Source organism: Salinibacillus aidingensis, from assembly GCF_055393355.1.
In genome coordinates this window covers 2,747,744-2,771,695 of record NZ_AP043759.1, presented here as the reverse complement: position 1 = coordinate 2,771,695, position 23,952 = coordinate 2,747,744, and the positions used below count along the sequence as shown (strand labels likewise).

The following is a 23,952-nucleotide window of genomic DNA, read 5'->3' as shown; positions in this document are numbered from 1 at the left end:
AGGGAAAACGATGGAGCCCATCCATGTTTGAACCCGTGCATGGATCAGCGCCTGATATTGCCGGTCAGGGATTAGCTAATCCTTTGGCTGCCATCTGGTCTGTTGCCCAGATGATGGACCATTTTGGTGAAGAGGAATGGGGGAGAAAAATTGTTTCAACGATTAAACAAATCATCGATGAAGGGGAGGTATTAACCCCGGATTTTGGAGGAGATGCATCAACAGAAGAGGTTGGGGACCAATTTATTAAGCTTTTAACTAGCTATTAAACATAGGCTTCATACAATCTTAGTTTATTTAGGGAATATTTAGGAAAGCTGGTTTGATTATGTTTCGTTTTTGTATGATTATTAGTATAAGTGGCCTATATCTTTTAACTCAATTGCTAAACTACGATACAATGAATCTAGTCTTACAGGTCCTTTGTATTTTTGTTTTCTTAATGGTTTATAATAAATTAAACCCCAAGAGAAAAATCTTAACAGGAAGTCTATTTTTGCTGGGAATTTTGATTCATTTTTTCCAAGGCTATACAGGCTTGAATCTGTTTAATGGGATCACTCAAAATCTTGCACTATTATCTATTATTATTTTAGCTCCATTATTATCCATACCTTTGAGGCAGGAAGGTATTATTGATGGAGTTGTGACTATGTTTGAAAAAAGAAACGACGATGAGCAAAAAACCTTTTATGGAACAAGCGGTTTTATGCTTAGTCTAGCTCCTATTTTAAATATGGGTGCACTTAGAATCGTTCATGGTTTTCTGAAGGATATAAAAATTCAGCCTAAAATGCTTTCGCAGGCTTATTATAGTGGATTTACCCCTTCGATTATCTGGTCACCATTTTTCGCTTCAGTCGGTATTGTTCTGTTTACCTTGGAGATGTCCTACTTGAACTATATGCCCATTGGAATTATATTTGCAGTTATACAAATCCTGATTGGTTTTTTTATTCTGCGCCCCCGGAAAAGAGATGATGAAATTCCGGAAAAAATTTCCCTGAAAGAAGACAATCAAAACAAGAATTTTGTTCTTCTGCTAGTTTTCGTTGTTAGTCTCCTCATGTTATTAGTTTTACAGGAAGCAATCATTGACCAGCCAATGTTAACCCTTGTTTGTATGAACTGTATTATTATTCCTGTTGTATGGGCAGTCATACGACAAAAGTGGGGGAGAATTAAAGAGGTGTTCCTTCCATATAAAAAGCAAGTAGCAAATGGAATAAATATGGAAATTGCGATCTTTTTAAGTGCGGGTCTTTTTGGAAATGCGCTGGTGAACACAAGAATTGTTGATGTAGTTGGAGCGATTTTGGTCTGGTCATCACAAATCTCTATATTCCTTTTATTTTTACTTATCCTCTTATTAGTGACTATTATGGCGTTGTTTGGTATGCATCAAATCATAGTTGTGCCTATCATATTAACACTACTATTATCAACAGATATTCAGGTCAGTGCGATGGCCATTGCTTTTATGTGTACGTTTGCGTGGATGTTATCATCTGCCATCAGTCCATTAAACGCACTAAACATCATTATAAGTAACTGTGTCAGAAATGACGGCTGGACTGTTGCGTATCGATGGAATGGAAAGTATTTCTTTGCGGTTACTCTATGTGCTTTTATATATGTGTATATTATAGATGTTTTATAGCATAACAAAACATGAAATAAATAGGGTGAATGGTTTATGAGTCAAAGTTTATTAAAGGCTATAAAGTTATTAGACTGTTTTAAAGACAAATCCGAAATGACACTATATGATTTGGTGGAGGAATCAAACTACCCCAAGACTACCGTGTTCAGGCTTGTTACCTCACTGGAGGAAGCGGGATTATTAGTGAAAGTTAAAAGGTCCAGTCATGATGTCAGGTATCGGCTCGGCTTAAAATTATTAGAGTTAGGAAAGCGTGTCAGTGATCAGCTGGAATATCGAAAAATAGCCCTTCCGTATATGAGAAAGTTAAATTCAAAGTTAAATGAACTGGTACAAATGGCAGTGATAGAGGGGGATGAGGCTATTTATGTAGAAAAACTGGATAGCACGAAACCTGTACGGCTCGTCATACATGTAGGAGGCCGGTCTCCTCTATATGCGGGTTCAGCTCCTAAATTACTGCTTGCCTATATGAATGACGAGGATCGTGAGGATTATCTGCAGAATATAACGCTTGAAAAGATGACTGAAAATACCATAGATAATCTAGAGCAATTAAAACAGGAATTGGATGTCATTAAACAACGAGGATATTCAATCAGTAAAGCAGAACATTACCGGGATACCATGGGCTTTTCCTATCCTATAAAAGACTTTTATGGGGAAACAGTTGCTGCTTTAGGGGTCAGTATTCCCATTACCGACTACTCAAAAGCACGTGAGGAAATCATTTTAGAAGAAACACGAAAAACTGCAGAAGAGATTTCCAGAGAGTTAGGGTATAGAGGTTAGGGTTGACCATACCAAGTGTTGCGATATCTGTCTGATGGATTAAGCCATTAATCTTAGTCGGCAAAGGATGAGAACAAAAGGGTCCCCACACTATCACATAGATTTGAAAAAAATGGCTCGGGAAATAACGCCGGAGCCATTTTTTATTGGTGAATTCGACAAAATTCGGGTAGTGACAGGCACCTAGATAAACACATTCGCTACAAGTAATAGAATCATAGCGACAAACCACATGACAGTAGTTGGGACGGACCATACCAGCATTTGTTCTTTTACATTGGTGATTCCAAGCATACGGTTTACGACCCAGAAGAAGCTGTCGTTAAAGTATGAGAATACAAGAGAACCCATTGTAGCTGCAACTACGGCTAGTGCCATGTTGACATCTAATGTAGCCAGGATTGGTGCTGAGATGGAAGCGGCTGTCATCATGGATACCGTTCCACTCCCTTGGATAACACGTACAAAGGATGCGATAAAGAATGGAATCAGGATTGCTGGTAATGGAAATTCGGCAACCTGGTTTGCGATATAATCGCCAGCACCGCTTTGGGCAAGTACTTCACCCAAGGCACCACCAGCACCGGTAACAAGAAGGATAATACCAGCTGTCTGTACGCCTTCCTCCATGCGTTTCAGTGCATCATCACGGCTGATATCCCGAACGAGTAGATAAATCGCCAGCAGTAAGCCGATTCCGACAGCTATAATTGGTTGTCCTAAGAATAGAATATAGCTGTAAAGGCCTTCCGTTAAATCTAAAGCTGATAGAGTTGTATTCATGAAAATAAGCAAAATCGGAATTAAAATCGGTGCCATGGATCTTCCTAATGAAGGAAGCTTTTTGGATCTTTCGTCCATAATCTCCAGTAGTTCCGGATATCCCATTTCTTTGTCAGGACGGGAGAATCCTGTATCAGATTCCTCATCAGGAAGCTGATAGATTTTTTTGCCAACCCATTTTGCGTATAATACTCCGACAACTACTAGTGGGATACTGAATAAAATTCCTAAAAGAATAACGAGTCCAATATCAACGCCAAAAATACCGGCTACTCCTAAAGGTCCTGGGGTTGGTGGGACTAATGAGTGTGTGACAACAAGTCCCGCTGCTAAAGCTACCCCGATGGAAACCACTGATTTACCTGTTCGTCTTGAAAGGGATTTGACCAAAGGGTTTAAAATAACAAAGGCTGAGTCCACGAAAATCGGAATGGAAATAATGAAACCGGCAATTGCCATCGCCCATTCTTCCTTTTTCTTACCTACAAATCGAATGAGTGAATAGGCTAAGGTTTCGGCAGCTCCTGAGACTTCCAGTAAGCGGCCCATCATTACTCCAAGTCCAATGACAATACCGACAGATCCCAACGTTCCGCCAAATCCTGACGAAATTGCGTCTGCAACAGCAGGTGGGGCCATTCCGCCTATTAAACCTGCGATTGATGCGGCAATGATGAGTGCTAAAAATGTGTGCACCTTCGTCTTCAGAATAAGTAAAATTAAGACAATGACGGCTAATACTAAGCCGGCAATCATTTGTGTTCCGGATACGGAATCCATTTCTCTTCCCCCTTTGAATGCGATTACAATTTTATTTGAGAGATAAAGGATGATGAGAGGCACCATCCTTTATCATGTTACAGAGCTTCTAGGCTAAATAGCTTTGTAAAAACTTATTTTGTCAGACTCTCAGCTGTAAAACGCGGTGCATATTCCCCGGCAACCTTAATACACTCTTCCATGCTGATGCTTTCCGCAATGTTTTTACCCGCAATATCAAAAGCGGTTCCGTGATCAACGGATGTTCTCAAGAATGGAAGACTGTTGGTAATAGATACAGTACGGTGGAAGTCCGTCATTTTCGCTGCAATATGTCCCTGGTCATGGTAGAGAGACAATACTGCATCATATTTTCCATTTAAAGCCTGAAAGAACACAGAGTCCGCTGGTACAGGTCCTGTTACATCAATTCTATCTTCTTGGGCTGCTTCAATGCCTGGTGTGATTTGTTCAACTTCCTCCATACCGAACAGACCGCCTTCACCACTGTGTGGATTTAATCCGGCTACAGCAAATTTTCTGCTTTCAACCCCTAATCGTTGTAATGCCTGGTCACAGCGATTCAGGTAGTTACGGACACGCTCTTTTGTCATTTGATTAATGGCATCTTTTAGAGATAAATGGCGTGTCAGGAAGAAAATTCTCATTCCATTTACCTCGAACATGGTCAGTGGATCTTTTGCTCCCGCCAAATCCTCAAGCATCTCAGTGTGTCCGATGTAAGGCACTTTTGCAGCTTTCAGTGATTCTTTGTTAATTGGGGTGGTAGCCAGTGCTTTTACCTTTCCATCCATGGCTAAGTCAACGGATGTTTTGATATATTCGAACGCACCCTGACCACACTGGGCAGACACTTCTCCATATTCAAACTGATTCATATCAATATTATCCAAGTCAATCAGGTCCACGGTTCCCAGCTCGTATTTTCCTTCTTCCGGAGAACTGATTACGTTAATTTCTAAATCAGCCTCAACGATAGATATGGCTTTTTCAATAACCTTTGCATCACCAACGACTAATGGCTTGCAAATATCATAAATCTTCTGTTTGGTCAGAGATTTCATTGTGATTTCAGGACCAATTCCGGCTGGATCTCCCATTGGAATTGCAATAATGGATTTTTCTACTGTTTTCATGTGTATGTCCTCCTTTAGAATGTTGATTCTTGATAAGCCATTCCTGACTTTCATCAGGATGTCTTTGAATTTACTGTGTTTAGCCTATGTCTGATCAGATCCGGGCGTCTAAGCTAGCAAACGGGCGCTTCAGCACTAGTGCTTTTAATGGCATTTGGATAACAAAAACTTAATGCATGTGTACATTGCCTTTTTATTTCCAATCATCCCACCTTTCGTGATGATCGGGAGTCCATCAAAGTGGCCTCCAATGAGGGTTCCATAAGCGACAAGCGGAAGAACTTCATCTTCTAATTTGATTCCATCCGCCCGGCTTAGCGAGCAAATCGATGCAGTTATATCACCACCGCTTGAGAATACTCCCCCAATTTCGTGGGTGGTTTTTTCCATAACCATTCGGGTGATTTTACCTAAACCATCTGCAATACGTTTGGCCAGAAAATCTTTAGATACTCCCGCTTCCTTGGCTTTTGCTTTTAAGTCAATCTTTTTTGAATCAGGAGCATTGGTGGTGATGACTAAAAGATCCTGCTTTTCAATTTTCTGTAAGGCTAAATTTGTTACACGATTCACTTCCTCATCCCAGGATTCATCGGAAGTGGTAGCGAGCTTTTCGACATTCGCGTAGACGGGATCAGCGTTCATCCCATCGGTTAAATAATGCAATTGCTTTTTACTAATGGACGTAACACTGCCCACGGTTACAAGAATTTTCTGACTGGCCTCATAGTTCTGGCTGTAAGCTCGGGCGTATTCTGCCGTTAAAGGACCTGGATCAACCGGAACCAGCTGGTATTCTTTAATGCGTGCCATGGTCTGTGCGATTCTTTCAATTTCGTCCTCTGTAACTGCATCAACAACAATAACCCGGTTTCCTTCCTTGATTTGTTTTCTGAGTGCTGCCTCCAGTGCGTATTTCCCTTCTAAAACGGTTTCAAGTCCAATGTGTGTAACAGGATATGGATTGTCTTTCTGTAAAATATCCGGTACATACGATTTGAGAAGAGGGGCAACGGGATCCTTGGCTACATCAGTTTCCTGGACAGGGATCCCATCAATTAACAGGTAGCCTCCTGATGTGATTCTGCCGGTATCCGGAAAGGAAGAAACGACAACAGCCACGGAATCCTCACCTAGTTCTGTGAGAAGAGTTTCGAGTTCGGAACCGATGTTGGTTCCTCTGATGGTGCTGTCAATGCGTTTACAAACAATATCAGCACCCCAGTTTTTGAAATGATTTGTTACCGTCTTCACACGCATGGTTGATGTCTCTCTTGCTGCATATCGGCTGTCTGTATCTACACAAATGGCATCATACTTGCCATTAAAGGTCGGTTCATTGTAAAACATCATTGTTGCAGAGCTGAATCCTTGAGTTGATAAACGTACACCTGTACCATTAGCTCCAGTTAAATCATCTGCTATGACTCCAACTTTCATGATCGTTTCCCCCATTTGCTTTCATGACGTTTAAATGCTCTTTTAATAATGATTCATATTCTTTATCGATGGTCTGATCGGTAATGATTCCATCCAATTCAGAGAGACTGCAAACCTTTGTGAAAGATTTTTGTTTAAATTTACTGGAATCTGAAACAAGCCAGACTTGATCAGCTGCTTCAATCATCAGCTTCTTAATGGAAGCCTTTTCAAAACCGGGAGCTGTTATTCCGGCATTTATATCAATGGCATGAGCCCCAAGGAAAAAGAGGTCAACATGGATTTCACGTAAAATGTTTTCGGTTACATTTCCAAATAACGCTCCGATACGATTCTGAAGTTCTCCACCGGTTATAATCACCTTTACCTCACTGTCCATTAGCTCAGCAGCAATCTTAATATCATTGGTTACGATGGTTACGTCAGATCGATTTTTCATCAATCTGGCAATCTCTAAAGTCGTTGTCCCTGAATCCAATAGAATCGTAGCCTGATCAGGAATAAGCTGGATTGCTTTTTGAGCAATATGCTTTTTCTGCTGAGAATGCTTGCCTTCTTTCAACTGAAAAGGGGACTCATTAATCAATGGTTTATTTAATACCGCGCCTCCGTGGGTTCGGATGACTTCTTCCTGCTCCTCGAGATAGGATAAGTCCCGTCTGATTGTCATTGTGGAAACATCAAGCTCTTCAGCAAGCTTTTCAATGTCTATTTTTTCTACCTCTGCTAATCGTTCAAGAATTAGTTGTCTTCGCTTTTCCTTCGAATACATATCATCACCTGTTTGTAATTAACATCTTATGTGCTAATTATGTTTCAAATGAACAAAATAGTCAAGAATTTTTTGTCTAAAATGATAGAAATGAACAAAGAGTAGTGGAAATGGTTTTTGTATCTCATGACTGTCTTCTAGGGGAAGGTGCCTGTCACCACCCGAATTTTGTCGGATGATAATACCTGTTTATATAGCCCAATTATAGGCTTCTTACTATTTTTGTAGTACAAAGGAAGGAGGGTACACCTATAAAAATATCGAAAAATTAGGTATTTTTACTTGTTTTTATCGACATTTCTAGTATTATAGGGGTGAGAAACAAATAATCACCTAAAATATGACTACTATAAAAGTAAGGATTTCAGACTACGGACATAATGTCAATCTTTGAGGAAAACGAAGATGAAGTAACGACAATTGAATCGTCTGTTTCATATAAGAATCAGGCGGGAATACTAACGAACAGGATGAACACCTTGATGGAACAATGCAACAATGCGCTGGACGCTTAAACTCTCACTTATTGACGTTTCACTTTACGTGATAGGAGTGGAAATATGGCTGATTTTAATGAAAAGTTGCTGGAATTAATTCAAGAGAAACGCCAATGGATGATTCAGACCGCGAAAGAAAAGGGGATGAACCACCAGGATACAATCAATGCCAGTCAGGCCCTGGATTACTACCTTAACCTTCACCATCGACATATAAGCCAAAATGAAAAAATAAGTGAGCAAACATGGAAAGGTAAAGAGCGTCTGGAAAAGGAAGCTCAGTAATCCGCTGAAAAGGCTTCTTTGTAAAGGTGTTGCATTAATACTATATAGCTATACAATTTTAAACAACCAGCTCAATCCTGTTAAAGGGAGGGGCTGGTTGATTTTTTATTTAAAAGACGCTGTTATAATCTATTGCTGATAAAGATCAACACCAGAAACATTTCGACAAAATCCGGGTAGTGACAGGCACCAATCCCATGATAGAATACTAGATACATATGAAATTGGGACGGTTAACTTACTTTTTGTCTCATAAGGGGCATTTGCTATGTCTTTTGAAATGATGTTTGTGCTTATTATCATTATTGCTATGCTGGGTGGGCTGCTTTTTGAGGTGGCGCGTCCTGACATGGTTGTTTTTTCAGCGCTTACAACTTTATTAATCACTGGTATTTTAACACCTGATGAGGCACTGCAGGGCTTTTCCAACGAGGGAATGCTGACCATTGCCTTGTTATTTATTGTAGCGGGTGCGGTTCAAAAGAGCGGCATCGTGGACCGGGCCATGAGCAGCTGGCTGGACATGGGGAAAACAAGGATTGGCTCGATGTTTCGTTTTCTGATTCCTTCCTCACTGTTTTCCGCTTTCCTGAATAATACCCCGATTGTCGTTACCTTTACGCCCCTCATAAAAAAATGGTGTGAGGATCATGGGATTGCACCATCGAAGTTTTTAATACCCCTATCCTATGCCACCATTTTGGGGGGGACAATGACTTTAATGGGGACCTCTACAAATCTGGTCGTCCACGGGATGCTGCTTGATTATGGTCTTGAAGGGTTTTCCTTCTATCAGCTGGCCGTGGTTGGTCTGCCTATCACGATTGCCGGGATTGCTTATCTATTCTCTATTGGCTATAAAATCCTTCCTGAAAACAAAGGCTTTCAACAGCAGATCAAAGAGGAATCAAGGGAATATATTGGCGAAATGGTCGTTGGCTCTGATTTTCCTCATGTGAACAAGAGTGTGCAGGAAGCAGGACTTCGTGATTTGAAGGGTCTGTATTTGATTGAAATTATCCGGGACCATGACCGGATTTCTCCTGTGCGCTCCACTTCAACGATTCAGATAGGTGACCGTCTTATTTTTGCAGGGCTCATAACGACACTTGCGGATTTGCAGCGGATGAAAGGGTTATATGTGGAAACAGGGACCAATATTGAACTTGAGGATTTGCGGAATGGAACCTCGCAGCTGGTAGAGGCAGTTGTTTCCCATCAATCAGCCCTATTATCAAAGTCGATTAAAGAGTCAAAATTCCGTTCAAAGTATGATGCAGGGGTTATCGCTGTTCATCGAAATAACGAACGAATCCATAGTAAAATTGGGGATATTGTGCTGCGACCCGGGGATACACTCCTCTTACTGGCTGGACCTGATTTTATAGAAAATTACCGGCAATCGAATGATTTTTATGTGGTCTCCTCCCTTGATGCACCTAAATCCTTAAACGCAGATCCCAAAAACGGCTGGTTCTCCATAGGACTCTTAATCGTCATGATTCTGACGGTTACACTCGGATGGCTGTCGATGTTTAAGGCGATGGCATTGGCAGTGCTCATCTTGTTTGGTATGCGAATCATAACCCCGGAGGAAGCGAAGCGAAATGTACAGTTTAATGTTTTATTGCTGATTGCTAGCTCCTTTGGAATTGGTGTAGCCATGACGAAAACGGGGCTCGCGGAATGGATTGCAGAGGGCATTCTTGCCGTTGGACAGCCGTTGGGGTTACTGGCGGTATTATTTTTAATGTATCTTTTAACGAATGTGTTTACAGAGCTGATTACGAATAGCGCGGCAGCTGTTCTTATGCTGCCTATAGGTCTGGAAATGGCAGCAAATCTCCAGGTGAATCCGATGGGCTTTGCGGTACTCATTGCTATCGCGGCATCGTCAAGCTTTATGACCCCGATTGGCTACCAGACTAACCTTATTGTCTATGGTCCGGGAGGGTATACATTTACGGACTATGTAAAAGTCGGAGCTCCCTTAAGTATGATTGTCATGGTGATTACAGTTATGATTGTAAACTTTATTTGGTTCTAGGAGGGTATTAAATATGGGAAAATCAGAAAATATTGTATGGCATGAATCAAAAGTAACGAAAGCAGACCGGGAAAAATTAAATGGACACAAGGGAGCTGTTTTATGGTTTACCGGTTTGTCAGGCTCCGGGAAGTCAACCATTTCTGTTGAGGTTGAAAAAGAGCTCCATGCCCGGGGGATTCATACCTATCGTCTGGATGGGGACAATGTTCGTCACGGTTTGAATAAAAATTTAGGCTTCAGCCCGGACGACCGTAAAGAGAACATTCGCCGTATTGGTGAGGTTTCCAAATTAATGGTGGATGCAGGCCTGGTAACTCTTACTGCTTTTATCTCTCCATACCGTGAGGACCGCGACAACATTCGTGAGCTTCTGGGGGACAGGGAATTTATTGAAGTGTTTGTTAAAGCAAGCGTGGAAACCTGTGAATCCCGTGACCCTAAAGGGCTGTATAAGAAGGCACGTGCCGGGGAAATTAAAGGTTTTACCGGAATCGACGCCCCATACGAAGAACCAGTGAACCCGGAAATCACCGTGGATACCGATAAACAAACCCTTGAAGAATCCGTGCAGCAGATTGTGGAGTATTTCATCGGGTAGGTGCCTGTCACCGCCCGAATTTTGTCGAATAGGTGACAGGCACCACCCGGAAAATGTCGAATGAAAGGATTATGAGATCTATGGCTGATTTAGTAAGGTTGATGGATATTACATTAAAGGCTGGAAAGGAAATTATGGAGGTTTATCAGGAGGAATTTGATGTGGAGCACAAGGACGACCATTCTCCACTAACAATTGCTGATAAGCGTTCCCATGAAACGATTATGAAGGAGCTGAAGGTTGCCTATCCGGAAATTCCTGTACTCAGTGAAGAAGGAGCCGAAATCCCATACGATGAACGCTCTGATTGGGATAAATTCTGGCTGGTTGATCCTCTTGATGGTACGAAGGAATTTATTAAGAAAAACGGAGAATTTACAGTTAACATCGCATTGATCGAAGGAAGTTACCCAACAATGGGTGTGATTTACGCGCCGGCACTGGACACTTTCTATTTTGGAAAAGAAGGTTTGGGTGCTTTCAAACTGGAAGAGGCCTCTGAAAGCAAAGCGGAGAATGAGACAGATCTAGTGGAACAAAGTGAACAGCTGCCAAATGTGAAGGAATCTGATGTGATTAACGTAGTCGCCAGTCGCTCCCACATGTCTGATGACACACAAGCGTTTATTGACGAGCTTAAAAAGGGCGGACAGCAAGTAGATGTCGTTTCAGCAGGAAGCTCACTGAAGTTTTGTCTGGTAGCAGAAGGAAAAGCCGATTATTACCCCCGTTATGCACCGACGATGGAATGGGACACAGGTGCCGGACAGGCGATTGTGGAAGCCTCAGGTGGAACTGTACTTAGACATGAGGATCAGGAAAGATTTTATTATAATCGGGAAAACTTGCGGAATGGCTGGTTTTTGGTAACCCGATAAGGTGCCTGTCACCACCCGAATTTTGTCGAAAAATATTGTGCTATACTGAACAGAGGCTTCCTGAGCTGAAAACGTAACTTTTATCCGGATAGGCAGGAAGTTATCGATTATAAGGGGAATTGGGACGATTTCCTACAGCAGGTCCAGAGTTGAATTATTACTGTGTAACAGGGGAAGCAAAATGAACTGCAGCAGGTGATTATCCGCTTAACCAAATTTACGGTGGCAGAAGAAACCGCTGATGATTTAGCTTATTGGATTGGATTCGATTACTTAAAGAGAGAATACGTGAACTGGAAGGGGCGTGAGGATAACTGGTCTGATTCTCGCGTCCCTTATTTTTAAGGTGTCATCCTTTTGCATTCTAAATTATACAGCATTATAATATCGTGACTGGATAGAGGGACTCCTCTGTGTCCTAAAGTTGTAATCAGTCTCTGTAGCTGATAAAATATGTTGGAAAAATATACGTGGAGGAAGCAAAATGCCAAACGAACGGATGAAAAATAAATTAATTGAAGTGATCGATAACCAGCTTCAAATGGATGAGCCAAAGTGTACGAAGACCAACCTCGACAGATTAATCAATGCTGGCTATACAGAACAGGAAGCAAAGGAAAAAATCGGCACCGTTTTAGTAGAAGAAATGTATGATGTAATGAAACAGCAAACACCATTTGATGAAGAGCGTTATTGCAGGAAGCTCGGGAAACTGTAGAGTAGGTCTGCAGACAATCCCGCTGCACCCGGGTGCCTGCAGTAGCATAGGTGCCTGTCACCACCCGAAAAATCTTGTTTCACAAAATGTTTCACAAGCGAGCGTAAAGGAGCGTTGCCATTTGATAGAGGTTTACACAGACGGTGCAGCAAGGGGCAATCCAGGACCTGCCGGAGTTGGAATTTACATAAAAGCCCAAGGGAATAAGTATGAGTATTCCTTTTCACTGGATACCACGCTCTCCAATCATGAAGCAGAGTTTATCGCTGTGATTAAAGCACTGGAGATCTGCAGGGAGCAATTCCCTGATGAAATTTTATCCTTTCGATCCGATTCCAAAATCGTCGTGGATGTCATTGAAGCGGATTTTACGAAAAACAATGTCTTCCAGCCACTGTTAAATGAAATCAGAGAAAAAGCGGATCCTTTCCCTTTCTTTTTCATCAAATGGATTCCGGAAAAGCAAAATAAGCACGCGGATGAACTGGCACGAAAGGCGATCTAAAGTTGGTGCCTGTCACCACCCGGATTTTGTCGAATAATCGTTGCGGTGATAGGGCTTGGATTCCTCCTTTTTTAGAATCCAAAATTCGGTATGCTATTATAGCGTTATACTCGAATATTAAAGGAGGTCCAATCATGAAAATCGCTTTTATCTCAGACATCCACGGAAACGCAACGGCAGTAGAGGCTGTTTTAAAGGATATCCAATCCAAAAATGCAGATCAAATTGTGGTTCTTGGTGACCTTTGCTACCGCGGTCCTGAGCCTGAACGTTCACTGGAGCTCATTCAATCGCTGAATCCCACAGTTGTGAAGGGAAATGCGGATGAATGGGTGGTTCGCGGCATTCGTGAGGGAGAGGTACCTGACCAGGCGCTGGATATGATGAGAACGGAGCAGAAATGGACCGCAGACCGGCTTTCGAATGAAGATATTGATTATCTTAAGGGCTTGCCGGCAGAGGCAACCATTGATTTAACGGCCCAGATAAAAATTCATGTCTTTCACGCCACCCCCAATAGTCTTTTTGACATCGTAAAGCCTACTGAAGCTGATGAAATAGTGGAAAGCAAACTTATGAAGGAAGCATCAGCCGACATTTATCTTTATGGTCACATTCACCTCCCCTATGTTCGCTACATAAATGGCAAGACAGTTGCCAATCTGGGAAGTGTGGGCCTTCCGTTCGATGGCATGAATCATGCATCCTATTTGATGGCTGAAGGAGAGGGGGAGCATTTTAAAGTCGGTATTCAGCGTGTAAAGTACGATACAAGTCAGGTGATTCGGAAGGCAGAAGAAGTCGCTTACCCCAATCCTGATTTTTTAAAACAGGTGCTAGCCAAATAGAAGGCACTAACATGCATCAATCCTTGCAAATCATCTATTCAGGCGTATCTATGGATCATAGGTACGCCTTTACTTTGGACAGCAGCAAACTTAAATATTATTCGACAAAATCCGGGTGGTGACAGGCACCGCAATAATGATACGATAATAAATGATAAACAATGACAAAATTGGAGGTATTTCAAATATGGCTATTGAAGCACATGGTGGCACGCTTATTAACCGGGAGCTTCAGGGCAATGAAAAGGAAGCTGCTCTTGAAAAAGCGAAGAACCTCAAAACCTTAACCCTGTCCGCATGGGCCATTTCTGACCTTGAATTGATTGGAATTGGCGGTTTTAGTCCATTAACAGGATTTATGGGACAGGCTGATTATGAGAGCGTCGTTCAAAATACCCGTCTTGCTGATGGTACTGTATGGAGTATTCCGATTACGCTGTCTGTAGCAAACGATGAGGCCGATCAGTACCAGGTTGGGGAGGAAATTGCGCTAAAAGGGGAAGACGGCGTTATTTATGGAACCCTTCAATTAGAAGAAAAATATACATATGATAAAAAGCTTGAGGCCGAGAACGTTTATGGCACAACCGACGAAGAGCATGCAGGAGTGAAAAAGCTGTACGAACGCGGCGGCGATGTGTATTTGGGTGGTCCGATTACGCTGTTAAACCGTCCTGATCATGGAGATTTCACTGACTTTTATATGGATCCAAGTGAAACCCGGCAGATGTTTGCGGATCTTGGCTGGAAAACCATTGTTGGCTTCCAGACCCGTAACCCTGTACACAGAGCCCATGAATATATTCAAAAATGCGCGCTTGAAGCTGTCGATGGTCTTCTCTTAAATCCACTTGTGGGTGAAACAAAATCTGATGATATTCCGGCGGATGTGCGTATGGAAAGCTATCAGGTGATTTTGAAAAATTACTACCCTGAAGATCGTACACGCCTGGTCATTTATCCTGCAGCGATGCGCTATGCCGGACCAAAGGAAGCCATTTTGCATGCCATTGTTCGTAAAAACTATGGCTGTACCCACTTCATTGTCGGCCGTGATCACGCTGGTGTAGGCGATTATTATGGCACCTATGAAGCACAGGAGTTTATCAATCAGTTTGAAGATGAGCTTGGCATTACCATTTTTAAATTTGAACATGCCTTCTATTGCACAAAATGCGAAAACATGGCAACAGCGAAAACTTGCCCGCACGACAAAGAAAACCATGTGCATTTAAGTGGTACAAAAGTTCGCGGTCTGTTGCGCAACGGAGAGAAACCGCCAAAGGAATTCTCCCGTCCTGAGGTGGCAGCGGTATTGATTAAAGGAATGCAGGAAAATTAAAGGATTAAAAAGGTTGAAACGTATTACCCCAATTGTAGGATCGACTCCGGCAATTGGGGTATATTTCTGTTCGGGCTGTTATAGTGGCTGTAACCCCGTGCTTTTATCGTTAAAGAGCGATCCTTCATCGTGTATCTGTAATATGGCTTAGATGACGGAAAAACGACTCTGTACATTAGGGAAGCTGTCCATCATTAAGTATGAACCAACCTCATTATCTCCCATTCCGCCATTATTGAAGTCTTATGCCCTCGTAATAAAGCTGCATTCTCTAAGGGAACGTTAAAAAGCTCATATATCCTTCACATCGGGGAATACTAACCTAAAACACCACGATATAGGAGGATGAAAATGTTTGAATCCCTGGGCCTTTTGGCAACCATTTCGAGTTTGAAGTTTATTCGGAAAAAAATTGTCCCCTCAACCTCTAAAAAAAAGCTGCGCAAAAATCGAAACCAGCTTTTAAATTGATAAAAACAGGGGATGGAAGGCCAACTATTGAATGTATTAAGATACGGTATAAATCTTGCTTAAGACATAAAGGAGAAACCACAATGGATGAACGTTTAGATGTTTTGGATGAGAACCTGCAAGTAATTGGTCAGGAAAATCGAAAGACCGTTCACGAACAGGAATGGCTGCATGCGGCCTTTCAATGCTGGCTTTATACGTATCTGTATGACGTTCCTTATCTGCTCTTTCAAGTCAGAAATGCTCACGTGAATTATCCTAATTTACTTGATATTACAGTTGGCGGGCATTTAAAAGCCGGGGAGGGACCTGAAGAAGGATCAAGGGAAATTAAGGAAGAAATCGGGTTGGAGGTACCATTTCATGAGTTAACGCCCCTGGGAATCGTCCGTGATACTCTTCAGCAGCCCAATGGCAAACAGGACAGGGAATGTTGCTATGTTTATGCTTATCATTATAAGGGGGATATAACAGAACTTAGGATAAATCCTGATGAAGTAGCAGGGATTGTTTGTCTGCCAATGGATGATTTTAAGCAGATAATTGAGAGGGATTATGAGAATTATAGAACAGAGGCCTTATCTTATCAGGGAAATCAGGTCAAATCCAAAACCCTGAATCTGACAATAAAAGATTTTGTTCCACACACCGAGGCTTATTATGAATTTGTCCTGTATCACCTTTCTCAACTACAAAACGCAAAGTAATCCCATACTCTATTGTAAAGATGAATAAATAGAAGTGAAAAGGGGAACATAATGAACGCAGGCGTGTAAGGGAAGTGGAGCAATGAAACTAAAATGACTGATGGTAGCTCTGCAATACATAGGACCTTTACGTGAAAAGCAGGAAGGTCAGGGGATGCTGCCCTGGCCTTTATTTTAGTGCCGCTTTTTTCATTTCTTCAATATAAAAATGCCATGCTGCCCTCCTTCTTCAGTAATGGCTGAACCCGTATGCTTTTCCAAATATGATTTGATTTTTTCATAAAGCTGGCCCCTATTTTCACATTTCTCATGCCTTTTCTGAAATAATCCCCTGTAAGACATTTCCTATCGATATAATGTTTATCTGGATAATAAAAATTCCCGGAGACTCTTTTCGAGTTGAAGCGGAATCCCCGGCTATCCAATTTCAATGGTTTTAGATGATAGTATAATTTTGCACAAACCCTTTGTACTAAAATTATATATTGAAAGCACTTCCAATACTGATTTAATCGTATTATAATTAGATTAAGTTAGCTAACGTAATCTTGTGAATATAATTTTTGCACTAAAGGCCGGGGATCCCGATGACACTGGACAAAAGAAGTGTTCATATTTTAAACCTGTTTTTGGACAGAGATGATTTTTATACGGTTCAGGAACTATCCAAAAAAGTCGGAATTTCCAGAAGAACCGTTTATTATGATCTCAAGAAGATTAATGCTTGGTTGAGTGAACACCAATTGGAAAAGATTCAGCAGCAAAAAGGAACAGGTTTTTATTTAAAAAAATCTGTAAAGGCAGAAATTCCGGAACTGATTAATGAGCTGGATGAATGGCAGTACTTTCATAATAAAGAAGAGCGGTTAGCATTACTGGCCGTGAAATTAATGACAGATTCACAACCTCTGTTTGTAAAAGATTTTATGTCGCTGACCCGGGTAAGCAGAGGAACTGTTTTTAGTGACTTAAAGATGTTGAAGACAGAATTAGGTGAATGGTCTCTTATCTTAACCTACCAACATACAGATGGTTATATCATCGAGGGAAAAGAATCGACCAAGCGAAGTGCATTGGTGCATTACGCAACAAATCTTATTTCAAAAGATAAGTGGAATGATATTTTGCTCAATATTAATCAGATTTCATCAATAGAATCTAAGAATCTTCGTTATTTTAATCAGCATCATTTAAATCAAATGAAAACGGTTATTTTGAATGCTGAGACATTTTTGGGTAATGAACTAACCGATGAAACCTTGCACTTTCTAGCTATCCAATTGCTCATACTGCAACAGAGAATTGAGCAGGGGAATCGTGTTTCTGTCGAAGAATCTGAAAAGGAAGTGCTCAAGGAAACCAAAGAGTTCGAGGCAGCATACTGGATATCTGGACAGTTAAAGGCTGAAGGTGTGAATCTGCCAGAGGATGAAATTTACTTTCTCACAATGAATTTGCTAGGTTCACGTGTAAACCACTCTGATTATAATGAAGCAAAAACTGAAGAAATGATGGAACTGAAAAAAGTTATTGCGAAAATGGTAACAGATTTTCAAAAATATGCTTGTGTAATGCTTCGTCAACGAAACGAATTGGAAGAAACCTTATTTACTCATCTTAAACCTGCCTATTATCGGATTAAGTATGATGTTGAGATTCATAATAATTTGACAGAATCAGTGCAAGAAGAGTATCCAGAGGTATATAAATTAACAGCTAAAGTGACTTCACACTTAGAAGCACTCCTTAATAAATCAGTTGGAGAACAGGAAATTGCCTATATTACTATCCATTTTGGCGGATGGCTTAAGAAGGAAGGCAAAAGACCAAAGCCGAGAAAAAGGGCCTTAATTGTTTGTGAGAATGGGGTAGGTACATCTAATATACTGCGTGTACAACTTGAAGAGTTAATCTCATCCATTGATATTGTAGACAATGTTTCAGTTAGACAATTTCATCAGCAAAGCTGTTCAGATGTAGATGTGATTTTCTCTACGACACCAATTCAAAGCTCATCGATACCTGTTTTTGTTATTAATCCAATATTAAATGAAAAAGAAAAAGAATATATTTTAAGGCAATTTAATTTGTTAAGCACAAATCATGATGTAGAAGATGCAAATTCTATTTCCGAATTAATAAATTTGGTAAAAAAACATGCAACCATTTCAGATGAAACAGCTCTTTTTCATGATTTGACAAAGTATTTTAATTTAGATAGCAAAGAGGAGCTAAAGGAGTTTGGAAAGCCCATGCTAAAGGATTTGTTAACAGTAGATATGATTCAGATGAAAGACAGTGTTTCAAATTGGGAAGAGGCTATTGAAATAGCTGCTGAGCCATTGCTTCATCAAAACCTTATCACCAGTGATTATGTGAAAGCAATGATCTCAGATGTCAAAAATTTGGGTCCGTATATAGTGATTGCACCAAGAATTGCGATTCCGCATTCTCGTCCTGAGAATGGCGTGAATCAGGTTGGCCTTAGTATGCTCCAATTAAAAAATAGTGTTTCTTTTTCTGAACAGGAAAAGCACAAAGCCAATCTATTATTTGTATTAGCGGCTGTTGATAATGAAACACACTTGAAAGCCCTTTCGCAGCTGACGAATATGCTTTCTGAGGATTCTAATGTTGATTACTTGATTAATGCTTCAAGTAAAGATGAAGTCATTGGTCTGGTTGATAAATATTCAAATTAAAAGGGGGAGAACAAATGAGTAAAATTCTAGTTGTTTGTGGTAATGGCTTAGGAAGTAGTTTTATAGTAGAAATGAATGTGAAAAAGATTTTGAAGGGAATGGGAGTAGAAGCAGATGTATCCCATACGGATTTAACAACAAGTAAAACAGAAAAAGCAGATTATTATCTAGGGTCTAATGAAATTATAGAAGCTTTGGATGACGGAACCAGAAACGTAATAAAGCTAAACAATTTAATGGACCAAAATGAATTAAAAGAAGCGCTCGAACAGCACTTTAAGGAGGAATAATTGCTATGATTGATTTAATTATGAATGATATTTTAGGTACTCCTTCTATACTTGTTGGACTATTTGCTTTCTTTGGTCTCCTATTACAAAAAAAGCCAGTGGCCGATGTAGTTTCTGGTACTTTAAAAACAATCATGGGTTTTGTCATACTTGACGTGGGGGCCGGTGTTATTACGGGTTCCCTGGGTCATTTCAGCAGCATGTTTGACCAGGCTTTCAACTTAGAGGGAGTTATTCCAAACAATGAAGCGATTGTTGCGCTGGCACAGGATGCATTTGGTACTGAAACAGCAATGATTATGTTATTTGGAATGTTATTTAATATTGTTTTAGCACGTCTGACTCCTTTTAAGTATATTTTCCTGACAGGTCATCATACGATGTTTATGGCTTGTTTAGTAGCAGTCATTTTAACTACTGGTGGTATAGATGGAACTTTACTAGTAGTTCTGGGTTCCTTTATATTAGGTTCTTTAATGGTACTTATGCCGGCTATGCTACAGCCATTTACCCGTAAAATTACGGGATCAGATGATTTTGCTGTCGGACACTTTGGTTCTTTTGGTTATTTAGTAGCAGGTGCTGTAGGAAATGCAGTAGGGAAGAATTCTAAATCTACAGAAGAGCTAAAAGTTCCAAAATCACTCGGATTTCTACGAGATACTTCGGTTTCCGTTTCTTTGACAATGGCTATTCTGTTCTTCGTTGTTGCCTTATTTGCCGGTCCTACATTTATTGAAGGAGAGCTTAGTGGAGGCACCAACTTCCTGGTATTTTCACTTATTCAAGCAATTACATTTGCTGCAGGTGTATATGTAATTTTAGCCGGTGTACGTATGATCTTAGCTGAAATTGTTCCGGCATTTAAAGGAATCGCTGACAAGATCGTACCAAATGCTATTCCGGCTCTTGACTGTCCTGCCGTTTTCCCATTTGCTAATAATGCAGTAGTTATTGGTTTTATCTTTAGCTTTATTGCTGGACTAATTAGTATGTTTATTTTACCTTTGCTAGGGTTAAGAGTCATTGTACCAGGATTAGTTCCACACTTTTTCACTGGTGCGGCTGCAGGTGTATTTGGTAATGCAACGGGCGGACGTAAAGGAGCAATCTTTGGTTCAATGGCGAATGGTGTATTAATCAGCTTCCTGCCAGCCATTTTGCTTCCAGTATTAGGTTCTCTTGGATTTGAAGGTACTACTTTTGGTGATGCAGACTTTGGAGTTATTGGCGTAGCACTAGGTTATCCAATTCAGCTGTTCTCTTCAACTGTATTGTTCGCTCTAGTTGTTGTAGTGATTCTTATTGCTATTTTCGTTGTGGGTACTATCTCCAGTAGGAAAAAGAGAAACCTTGAAGGAGCTGGTGAACAACAATCACTATAAAAAGTAAGATATTAATCCTCTACGGAAAAAACCGTAGAGGATTTTTTGACGCACTGAACTTTAGCACGTTAACACTTTAAAACAACCGGGGACAGTCCCGAATTTTTTGAAAAATCACAAAAACCTATTGCATAAATATTAATAAGAAAGTATAATTATCCGAAAAATAAAAATTTTAGGAGTGAAGCATTTTGAGGGTTGGAATAATTGGTGCAAATGGCTACAGCGGAATTGAACTGATACGACTGCTCCATGAACATCCACATGTCACACTGAACCTCATTGTCTCGCATTCAACAAGTGGAACACCCATCACAGAACTATATCCGCATTTGCAGGCCATTTACGAAGAGCAACTGGAAACATTGGACACAGACAAGATGGCAAGCCAGGTGGACCTGGTCTTTTTTGCTACACCAGCCCGGGTGAGCAAGGACTGGCTGCCCGCTTTCGCAGAGAAAGGTATCCAGTGTATCGATCTTTCCGGAGATTTTCGCCTGAAGGACCCGGACGTCTATCAGCAATGGTACAAGGCTGAGCACACAAATCCGGCTTACCTGCAGGAAGTGACGTACGGACTGGCTGATGTCTACCCGGAAAAAGTCAGGCGTGCACACGTGATCGCCAACCCCGGATGCTACGCGACGGCTGCTTTACTAGGCCTTATTCCTTTGGTGGAGAAGAAATTAATTTCCCCAGAGTCGATTATTATTGATGGCAAATCCGGTACTTCCGGTGCTGGACGTAAGCCTTCACTTACAACGTTATTTGGAGAAGTGAATGAAAATGTCAAAGCTTATAAACTTGGCAAGCATCAGCATATCCCTGAAATGGAGCAGGTTTTAACAGAGGTTTCCGAAGAGCCCATTCAGGTAACGTTTTCGACACATCTTATTCCCATGACTCGTGGGATTATGTGTACGATTTATGCCGATTTACAGGAAGCCTATTCGGCAAAGGATGTCATTCATACCTTTGAATCGTATTATGATAGCTCTCCATTTGTCCGGGTGCGCCCTGAAGGAACCTGGCCTTCTACCAAGGAGGTTTATGGCTCAAACTATTGCGACCTTGGTGTAACCGTGGATGAACGGACCGGGAAAGTGACCATTGTGTGCGTCATCGATAATGTCGTCAAAGGCGCATCAGGTCAGGCGGTTCAGAATATGAATCTGTTAAATGGCTGGGATGTGGATGCTGGACTCCGGCATTCTCCGGTTTATCCATAAAAATAAAACGAAGATTAATAGGAAAGGAGAGAGAACGGTTGAGTACATTTTATCAGGTAGCTGAAAAATTGGAGCATTTACATGTGTTAGAAGCGGGGTCCGTAACCACACCCAAAGGCTATACCGCCGGAGGAATGCACTGTGGAGTAAAATTTAAACGAAAAGACCTGGGCTGGCTGTATTCGGAAGTTCCAGCCGAGGCTGCGGGCGTATATACGACGAATCGGTTTCAGGGTGCTCCTTTAGTGGTCACCCAGGACAGTATTGCCCGGGAAGGAAAGCTCCAGGGAATCATCGTCAATTCGGGCAAAGCCAATACCTGTACAGGTGAACAAGGTCTTCAGGATGCCTATGAAATGCGCAAAACATTTACCGATTCCTTAGGTATAAAAGAGCATTATGCTGCGGTAGTGTCAACTGGAATTATAGGTGAGCTTTTGCCAATGGAGAAAATCAATCAGGGCATCCAGCAAATTCCTTCCGCTCTGCAGCAAAATGAACCGGATCATTTTGAAAAGGCAATTCTGACTACTGATACCTTTACGAAAAATGTAGCTGTCCAGATGAATATTGGTGGGAAAACCGTTACGATTGGCGGCGCAGCAAAAGGATCCGGAATGATTCACCCTAACATGGCGACCATGCTCAGCTTTATTACTACGGATGCCAGTATCGATCAACAGGATTTACATGCCGCCTTAAAACAGGTCACAGATCAAACATTTAACTGTATTTCGGTCGACGGCGATACGAGCACGAATGATATGGTCCTTGTGCTGGCCAATGGTCTGGCTCAGAATGAACGTCTGACGAAGGATCATAGGAGTTGGGAAACCTTTTTGGAGGGGCTCCGATTTGTCTGCGAATCACTGGCCAAACAGATTGCCAGAGATGGAGAGGGTGCAACAAAGCTGATTGAGGTTCAGGTGAGTGGAGTTGAGAGCGATAAGGGAGCCCGTCAGATTGCGAAAAGTGTGATTTCCTCCAACCTGGTCAAAACAGCTGTTCATGGCGAGGATCCAAATTGGGGACGCATTGTCTGCTCAATTGGATACAGTGATGCTCCTTTGAATCCGAATGACTTAACGGTTTCCATCGGCTCGGTAAAGGTTGTGGAAAACGGACTTCCACTGCCATACGATGAGGACAAAGCACGTGAGGAATTACAAAAGGAGCATGTCACCCTGTATATTGATTTTCATGAGGGTACAGGGACAGGAAATGCATGGGGCTGTGACTTATCCTATGATTATGTACGAATCAATGCCTCATATCGGACGTAGGTGGTGTCGCATATGAAACCTTTAGTAATCAAGTTTGGAGGGAGCGTTCTGGAGGAGCTCCCTCCTGCATTTTATCAGGATATCGTTCAGTTACATAAAAGTCGCAAATGGAAGCCAGTCATTGTTCATGGCGGAGGTCCGCTGATTACAGAGATGCTCACACAATTAGCGGTGGAAACCGAGTTTGTCAATGGAATGAGAAAAACAACAGATGAGGTTTTGGATGTTGTTGAAATGGTGCTGAGCGGAAAGGTGAACAAACAAGTCGTCCGCAATATTACACAGGCAGGCGGCCGGGCAGCAGGCATAAGCGGAGTGGACGGCAACCTCATTCAGGCAAGACAGGTAGAGGAAACAGAGCTTGGCCAGGTCGGACAGGTGGAAGCCGTACAAACAGAGATTTTACAGTCTCTGATGGATAGAGATTTTATTCCGGTCATTTCTCCCCTGGGTGCTGGATTAAGTGGGGAGCGATACAACATCAATGGGGATGTAGCCGCAGCCGCTATGGCCAAAGCATTAGGCGGCAGTCTTTGCTTTGTCAGTAATATTCCCGGAATTTACCGTGAAGAAAATGGTGAAAAAAAGGTGCTTCCCTACATATCAGAGCCTGAGGCAAAGGGGATGATAGCTGATGGTGTAATTAAAGAAGGGATGATCCCCAAAATTCAATCCGCTTTGGATGCTTTAATGTATAAAGTCCCTGAAGTCGTCATACTGGATGGTACTGAGAAGGGAAGTCTCATCTCCTTTAGTAAGGGACACTCCGTTGGGACACAGGTGGTATTGTAAAAACGC

Annotated in this window: 24 protein-coding genes; 20 read left to right on the top strand and 4 right to left on the bottom strand. The window is 41.5% G+C overall.

Annotation, left to right across the window (positions count from 1 at the left end; genetic code table 11):
- The first annotated feature begins 23 nt into the window (after window positions 1–23).
- The 3 genes from ACZ5OK_RS14565 (at window position 24) to ACZ5OK_RS14555 (ending at window position 2,455) form a co-directional block, all read left to right on the top strand.
- On the top strand, window positions 24–269 hold the full coding sequence (locus ACZ5OK_RS14565) for an isocitrate/isopropylmalate family dehydrogenase (RefSeq protein WP_343837978.1): 246 nt from the start codon (window positions 24–26) through the stop codon (window positions 267–269).
- A 131-nt stretch (window positions 270–400) separates the two neighbouring features.
- On the top strand, window positions 401–1,660 hold the full coding sequence (locus tag ACZ5OK_RS14560; RefSeq protein ID WP_464758212.1) for a hypothetical protein: 1,260 nt from the start codon (window positions 401–403) through the stop codon (window positions 1,658–1,660).
- A 36-nt stretch (window positions 1,661–1,696) separates the two neighbouring features.
- The gene (locus ACZ5OK_RS14555) at window positions 1,697–2,455 is read left to right on the top strand and encodes an IclR family transcriptional regulator (protein WP_343837974.1); all 759 of its coding nucleotides are present in this window, start codon (window positions 1,697–1,699) and stop codon (window positions 2,453–2,455) included.
- A 183-nt stretch (window positions 2,456–2,638) separates the two neighbouring features.
- Here ACZ5OK_RS14555 and ACZ5OK_RS14550 read toward each other — a convergent pair whose 3' ends face one another.
- The 4 genes from ACZ5OK_RS14550 to ACZ5OK_RS14535 form a co-directional block, all read right to left on the bottom strand.
- Window positions 2,639–4,018 (bottom strand): GntP family permease, encoded by a 1,380-nt coding sequence (locus tag ACZ5OK_RS14550; RefSeq protein WP_343837972.1) that lies wholly within the window; start codon window positions 4,016–4,018, stop codon window positions 2,639–2,641.
- A 113-nt stretch (window positions 4,019–4,131) separates the two neighbouring features.
- Entirely contained in the window at window positions 4,132–5,154 is a 1,023-nt protein-coding gene (gene pdxA, locus ACZ5OK_RS14545; RefSeq protein WP_343837969.1) for a 4-hydroxythreonine-4-phosphate dehydrogenase PdxA, read from the bottom strand.
- A 144-nt stretch (window positions 5,155–5,298) separates the two neighbouring features.
- Complete coding sequence (locus ACZ5OK_RS14540; RefSeq protein WP_343837967.1) at window positions 5,299–6,594, bottom strand: four-carbon acid sugar kinase family protein; 1,296 nt, start codon at window positions 6,592–6,594, stop codon at window positions 5,299–5,301.
- Entirely contained in the window at window positions 6,569–7,366 is a 798-nt protein-coding gene (locus ACZ5OK_RS14535; RefSeq protein ID WP_343837964.1) for a DeoR/GlpR family DNA-binding transcription regulator, read from the bottom strand. The genes ACZ5OK_RS14540 and ACZ5OK_RS14535 overlap by 26 nt, the downstream gene beginning before the upstream one ends.
- A gap of 380 nt (window positions 7,367–7,746) precedes the next feature.
- Here ACZ5OK_RS14535 and ACZ5OK_RS14530 point away from each other — a divergent pair, with 380 nt between their 5' ends.
- From ACZ5OK_RS14530 to argB, 17 genes are all read left to right on the top strand, one after another.
- On the top strand, window positions 7,747–7,881 hold the full coding sequence (locus tag ACZ5OK_RS14530) for a hypothetical protein (RefSeq protein WP_343837962.1): 135 nt from the start codon (window positions 7,747–7,749) through the stop codon (window positions 7,879–7,881).
- Window positions 7,882–7,926: 45 nt separating this feature from the next.
- Complete coding sequence (locus ACZ5OK_RS14525) at window positions 7,927–8,148, top strand: aspartyl-phosphate phosphatase Spo0E family protein (protein ID WP_343837959.1); 222 nt, start codon at window positions 7,927–7,929, stop codon at window positions 8,146–8,148.
- A gap of 268 nt (window positions 8,149–8,416) precedes the next feature.
- Window positions 8,417–10,195 carry an SLC13 family permease gene (locus ACZ5OK_RS14520; RefSeq protein WP_343837956.1) on the top strand — a complete coding sequence of 593 codons (1,779 nt, stop codon included), beginning with the start codon at window positions 8,417–8,419 and terminating at the stop codon, window positions 10,193–10,195.
- A 13-nt stretch (window positions 10,196–10,208) separates the two neighbouring features.
- Entirely contained in the window at window positions 10,209–10,796 is a 588-nt protein-coding gene (gene cysC / locus ACZ5OK_RS14515; RefSeq protein ID WP_343837954.1) for an adenylyl-sulfate kinase, read from the top strand.
- Window positions 10,797–10,876: 80 nt separating this feature from the next.
- Window positions 10,877–11,674 carry a 3'(2'),5'-bisphosphate nucleotidase CysQ gene (gene cysQ / locus ACZ5OK_RS14510; protein WP_343837952.1) on the top strand — a complete coding sequence of 266 codons (798 nt, stop codon included), beginning with the start codon at window positions 10,877–10,879 and terminating at the stop codon, window positions 11,672–11,674.
- Window positions 11,675–11,896: 222 nt separating this feature from the next.
- A complete protein-coding gene (locus ACZ5OK_RS14505; protein ID WP_343837949.1) occupies window positions 11,897–12,019 on the top strand; it encodes a hypothetical protein in 123 nt (40 codons plus the stop codon).
- A 139-nt stretch (window positions 12,020–12,158) separates the two neighbouring features.
- On the top strand, window positions 12,159–12,392 hold the full coding sequence (locus tag ACZ5OK_RS14500) for a hypothetical protein (RefSeq protein ID WP_343837947.1): 234 nt from the start codon (window positions 12,159–12,161) through the stop codon (window positions 12,390–12,392).
- Between the two features lie 121 nt (window positions 12,393–12,513).
- Window positions 12,514–12,897, top strand: a complete 384-nt coding sequence (locus tag ACZ5OK_RS14495) for a ribonuclease HI family protein (protein WP_343837944.1) — start codon at window positions 12,514–12,516, stop codon at window positions 12,895–12,897.
- 134 nt (window positions 12,898–13,031) lie between these two features.
- The gene (locus ACZ5OK_RS14490) at window positions 13,032–13,745 is read left to right on the top strand and encodes a metallophosphoesterase family protein (RefSeq protein WP_343837941.1); all 714 of its coding nucleotides are present in this window, start codon (window positions 13,032–13,034) and stop codon (window positions 13,743–13,745) included.
- Window positions 13,746–13,932: 187 nt separating this feature from the next.
- Window positions 13,933–15,087: a sulfate adenylyltransferase gene (gene sat, locus ACZ5OK_RS14485; protein WP_425542183.1), complete on the top strand. Its 1,155-nt coding sequence runs from the start codon at window positions 13,933–13,935 to the stop codon at window positions 15,085–15,087.
- Window positions 15,088–15,641: 554 nt separating this feature from the next.
- A complete protein-coding gene (locus ACZ5OK_RS14480; RefSeq protein ID WP_343837936.1) occupies window positions 15,642–16,265 on the top strand; it encodes an NUDIX hydrolase in 624 nt (207 codons plus the stop codon).
- Window positions 16,266–16,852: 587 nt separating this feature from the next.
- Complete coding sequence (locus ACZ5OK_RS14475) at window positions 16,853–18,967, top strand: BglG family transcription antiterminator (protein ID WP_343837933.1); 2,115 nt, start codon at window positions 16,853–16,855, stop codon at window positions 18,965–18,967.
- Between the two features lie 14 nt (window positions 18,968–18,981).
- A complete protein-coding gene (locus ACZ5OK_RS14470; RefSeq protein ID WP_343837931.1) occupies window positions 18,982–19,257 on the top strand; it encodes a PTS sugar transporter subunit IIB in 276 nt (91 codons plus the stop codon).
- Between the two features lie 5 nt (window positions 19,258–19,262).
- Entirely contained in the window at window positions 19,263–20,642 is a 1,380-nt protein-coding gene (locus ACZ5OK_RS14465) for a PTS ascorbate transporter subunit IIC (protein WP_343837929.1), read from the top strand.
- A 188-nt stretch (window positions 20,643–20,830) separates the two neighbouring features.
- Window positions 20,831–21,871 (top strand): N-acetyl-gamma-glutamyl-phosphate reductase, encoded by a 1,041-nt coding sequence (argC, locus tag ACZ5OK_RS14460; protein ID WP_343839003.1) that lies wholly within the window; start codon window positions 20,831–20,833, stop codon window positions 21,869–21,871.
- Window positions 21,872–21,909: 38 nt separating this feature from the next.
- Window positions 21,910–23,154: a bifunctional ornithine acetyltransferase/N-acetylglutamate synthase gene (gene argJ, locus ACZ5OK_RS14455; RefSeq protein WP_343837927.1), complete on the top strand. Its 1,245-nt coding sequence runs from the start codon at window positions 21,910–21,912 to the stop codon at window positions 23,152–23,154.
- Between the two features lie 12 nt (window positions 23,155–23,166).
- A complete protein-coding gene (gene argB, locus ACZ5OK_RS14450; protein ID WP_343837924.1) occupies window positions 23,167–23,946 on the top strand; it encodes an acetylglutamate kinase in 780 nt (259 codons plus the stop codon).
- Window positions 23,947–23,952 lie beyond the last annotated feature (6 nt).

Bases quoted from the DNA above. Each gene is read 5' to 3' on its own strand.
- ACZ5OK_RS14565 (WP_343837978.1), top strand. From the start codon at position 24: ATGTTTGAACCCGTGCATGGATCAGCGCCTGATATTGCCGGTCAGGGA.
- ACZ5OK_RS14560 (WP_464758212.1), top strand. From the start codon at position 401: ATGAATCTAGTCTTACAGGTCCTTTGTATTTTTGTTTTCTTAATGGTT.
- ACZ5OK_RS14555 (WP_343837974.1), top strand. From the start codon at position 1,697: ATGAGTCAAAGTTTATTAAAGGCTATAAAGTTATTAGACTGTTTTAAA.
- ACZ5OK_RS14550 (WP_343837972.1), bottom strand. From the start codon at position 4,018: ATGGATTCCGTATCCGGAACACAAATGATTGCCGGCTTAGTATTAGCC.
- pdxA (WP_343837969.1), bottom strand. From the start codon at position 5,154: ATGAAAACAGTAGAAAAATCCATTATTGCAATTCCAATGGGAGATCCA.
- ACZ5OK_RS14540 (WP_343837967.1), bottom strand. From the start codon at position 6,594: ATGAAAGTTGGAGTCATAGCAGATGATTTAACTGGAGCTAATGGTACA.
- ACZ5OK_RS14535 (WP_343837964.1), bottom strand. From the start codon at position 7,366: ATGTATTCGAAGGAAAAGCGAAGACAACTAATTCTTGAACGATTAGCA.
- ACZ5OK_RS14530 (WP_343837962.1), top strand. From the start codon at position 7,747: ATGTCAATCTTTGAGGAAAACGAAGATGAAGTAACGACAATTGAATCG.
- ACZ5OK_RS14525 (WP_343837959.1), top strand. From the start codon at position 7,927: ATGGCTGATTTTAATGAAAAGTTGCTGGAATTAATTCAAGAGAAACGC.
- ACZ5OK_RS14520 (WP_343837956.1), top strand. From the start codon at position 8,417: ATGTCTTTTGAAATGATGTTTGTGCTTATTATCATTATTGCTATGCTG.
- cysC (WP_343837954.1), top strand. From the start codon at position 10,209: ATGGGAAAATCAGAAAATATTGTATGGCATGAATCAAAAGTAACGAAA.
- cysQ (WP_343837952.1), top strand. From the start codon at position 10,877: ATGGCTGATTTAGTAAGGTTGATGGATATTACATTAAAGGCTGGAAAG.
- ACZ5OK_RS14500 (WP_343837947.1), top strand. From the start codon at position 12,159: ATGCCAAACGAACGGATGAAAAATAAATTAATTGAAGTGATCGATAAC.
- ACZ5OK_RS14490 (WP_343837941.1), top strand. From the start codon at position 13,032: ATGAAAATCGCTTTTATCTCAGACATCCACGGAAACGCAACGGCAGTA.
- sat (WP_425542183.1), top strand. From the start codon at position 13,933: ATGGCTATTGAAGCACATGGTGGCACGCTTATTAACCGGGAGCTTCAG.
- ACZ5OK_RS14480 (WP_343837936.1), top strand. From the start codon at position 15,642: ATGGATGAACGTTTAGATGTTTTGGATGAGAACCTGCAAGTAATTGGT.
- ACZ5OK_RS14475 (WP_343837933.1), top strand. From the start codon at position 16,853: ATGACACTGGACAAAAGAAGTGTTCATATTTTAAACCTGTTTTTGGAC.
- ACZ5OK_RS14470 (WP_343837931.1), top strand. From the start codon at position 18,982: ATGAGTAAAATTCTAGTTGTTTGTGGTAATGGCTTAGGAAGTAGTTTT.
- ACZ5OK_RS14465 (WP_343837929.1), top strand. From the start codon at position 19,263: ATGATTGATTTAATTATGAATGATATTTTAGGTACTCCTTCTATACTT.
- argB (WP_343837924.1), top strand. From the start codon at position 23,167: ATGAAACCTTTAGTAATCAAGTTTGGAGGGAGCGTTCTGGAGGAGCTC.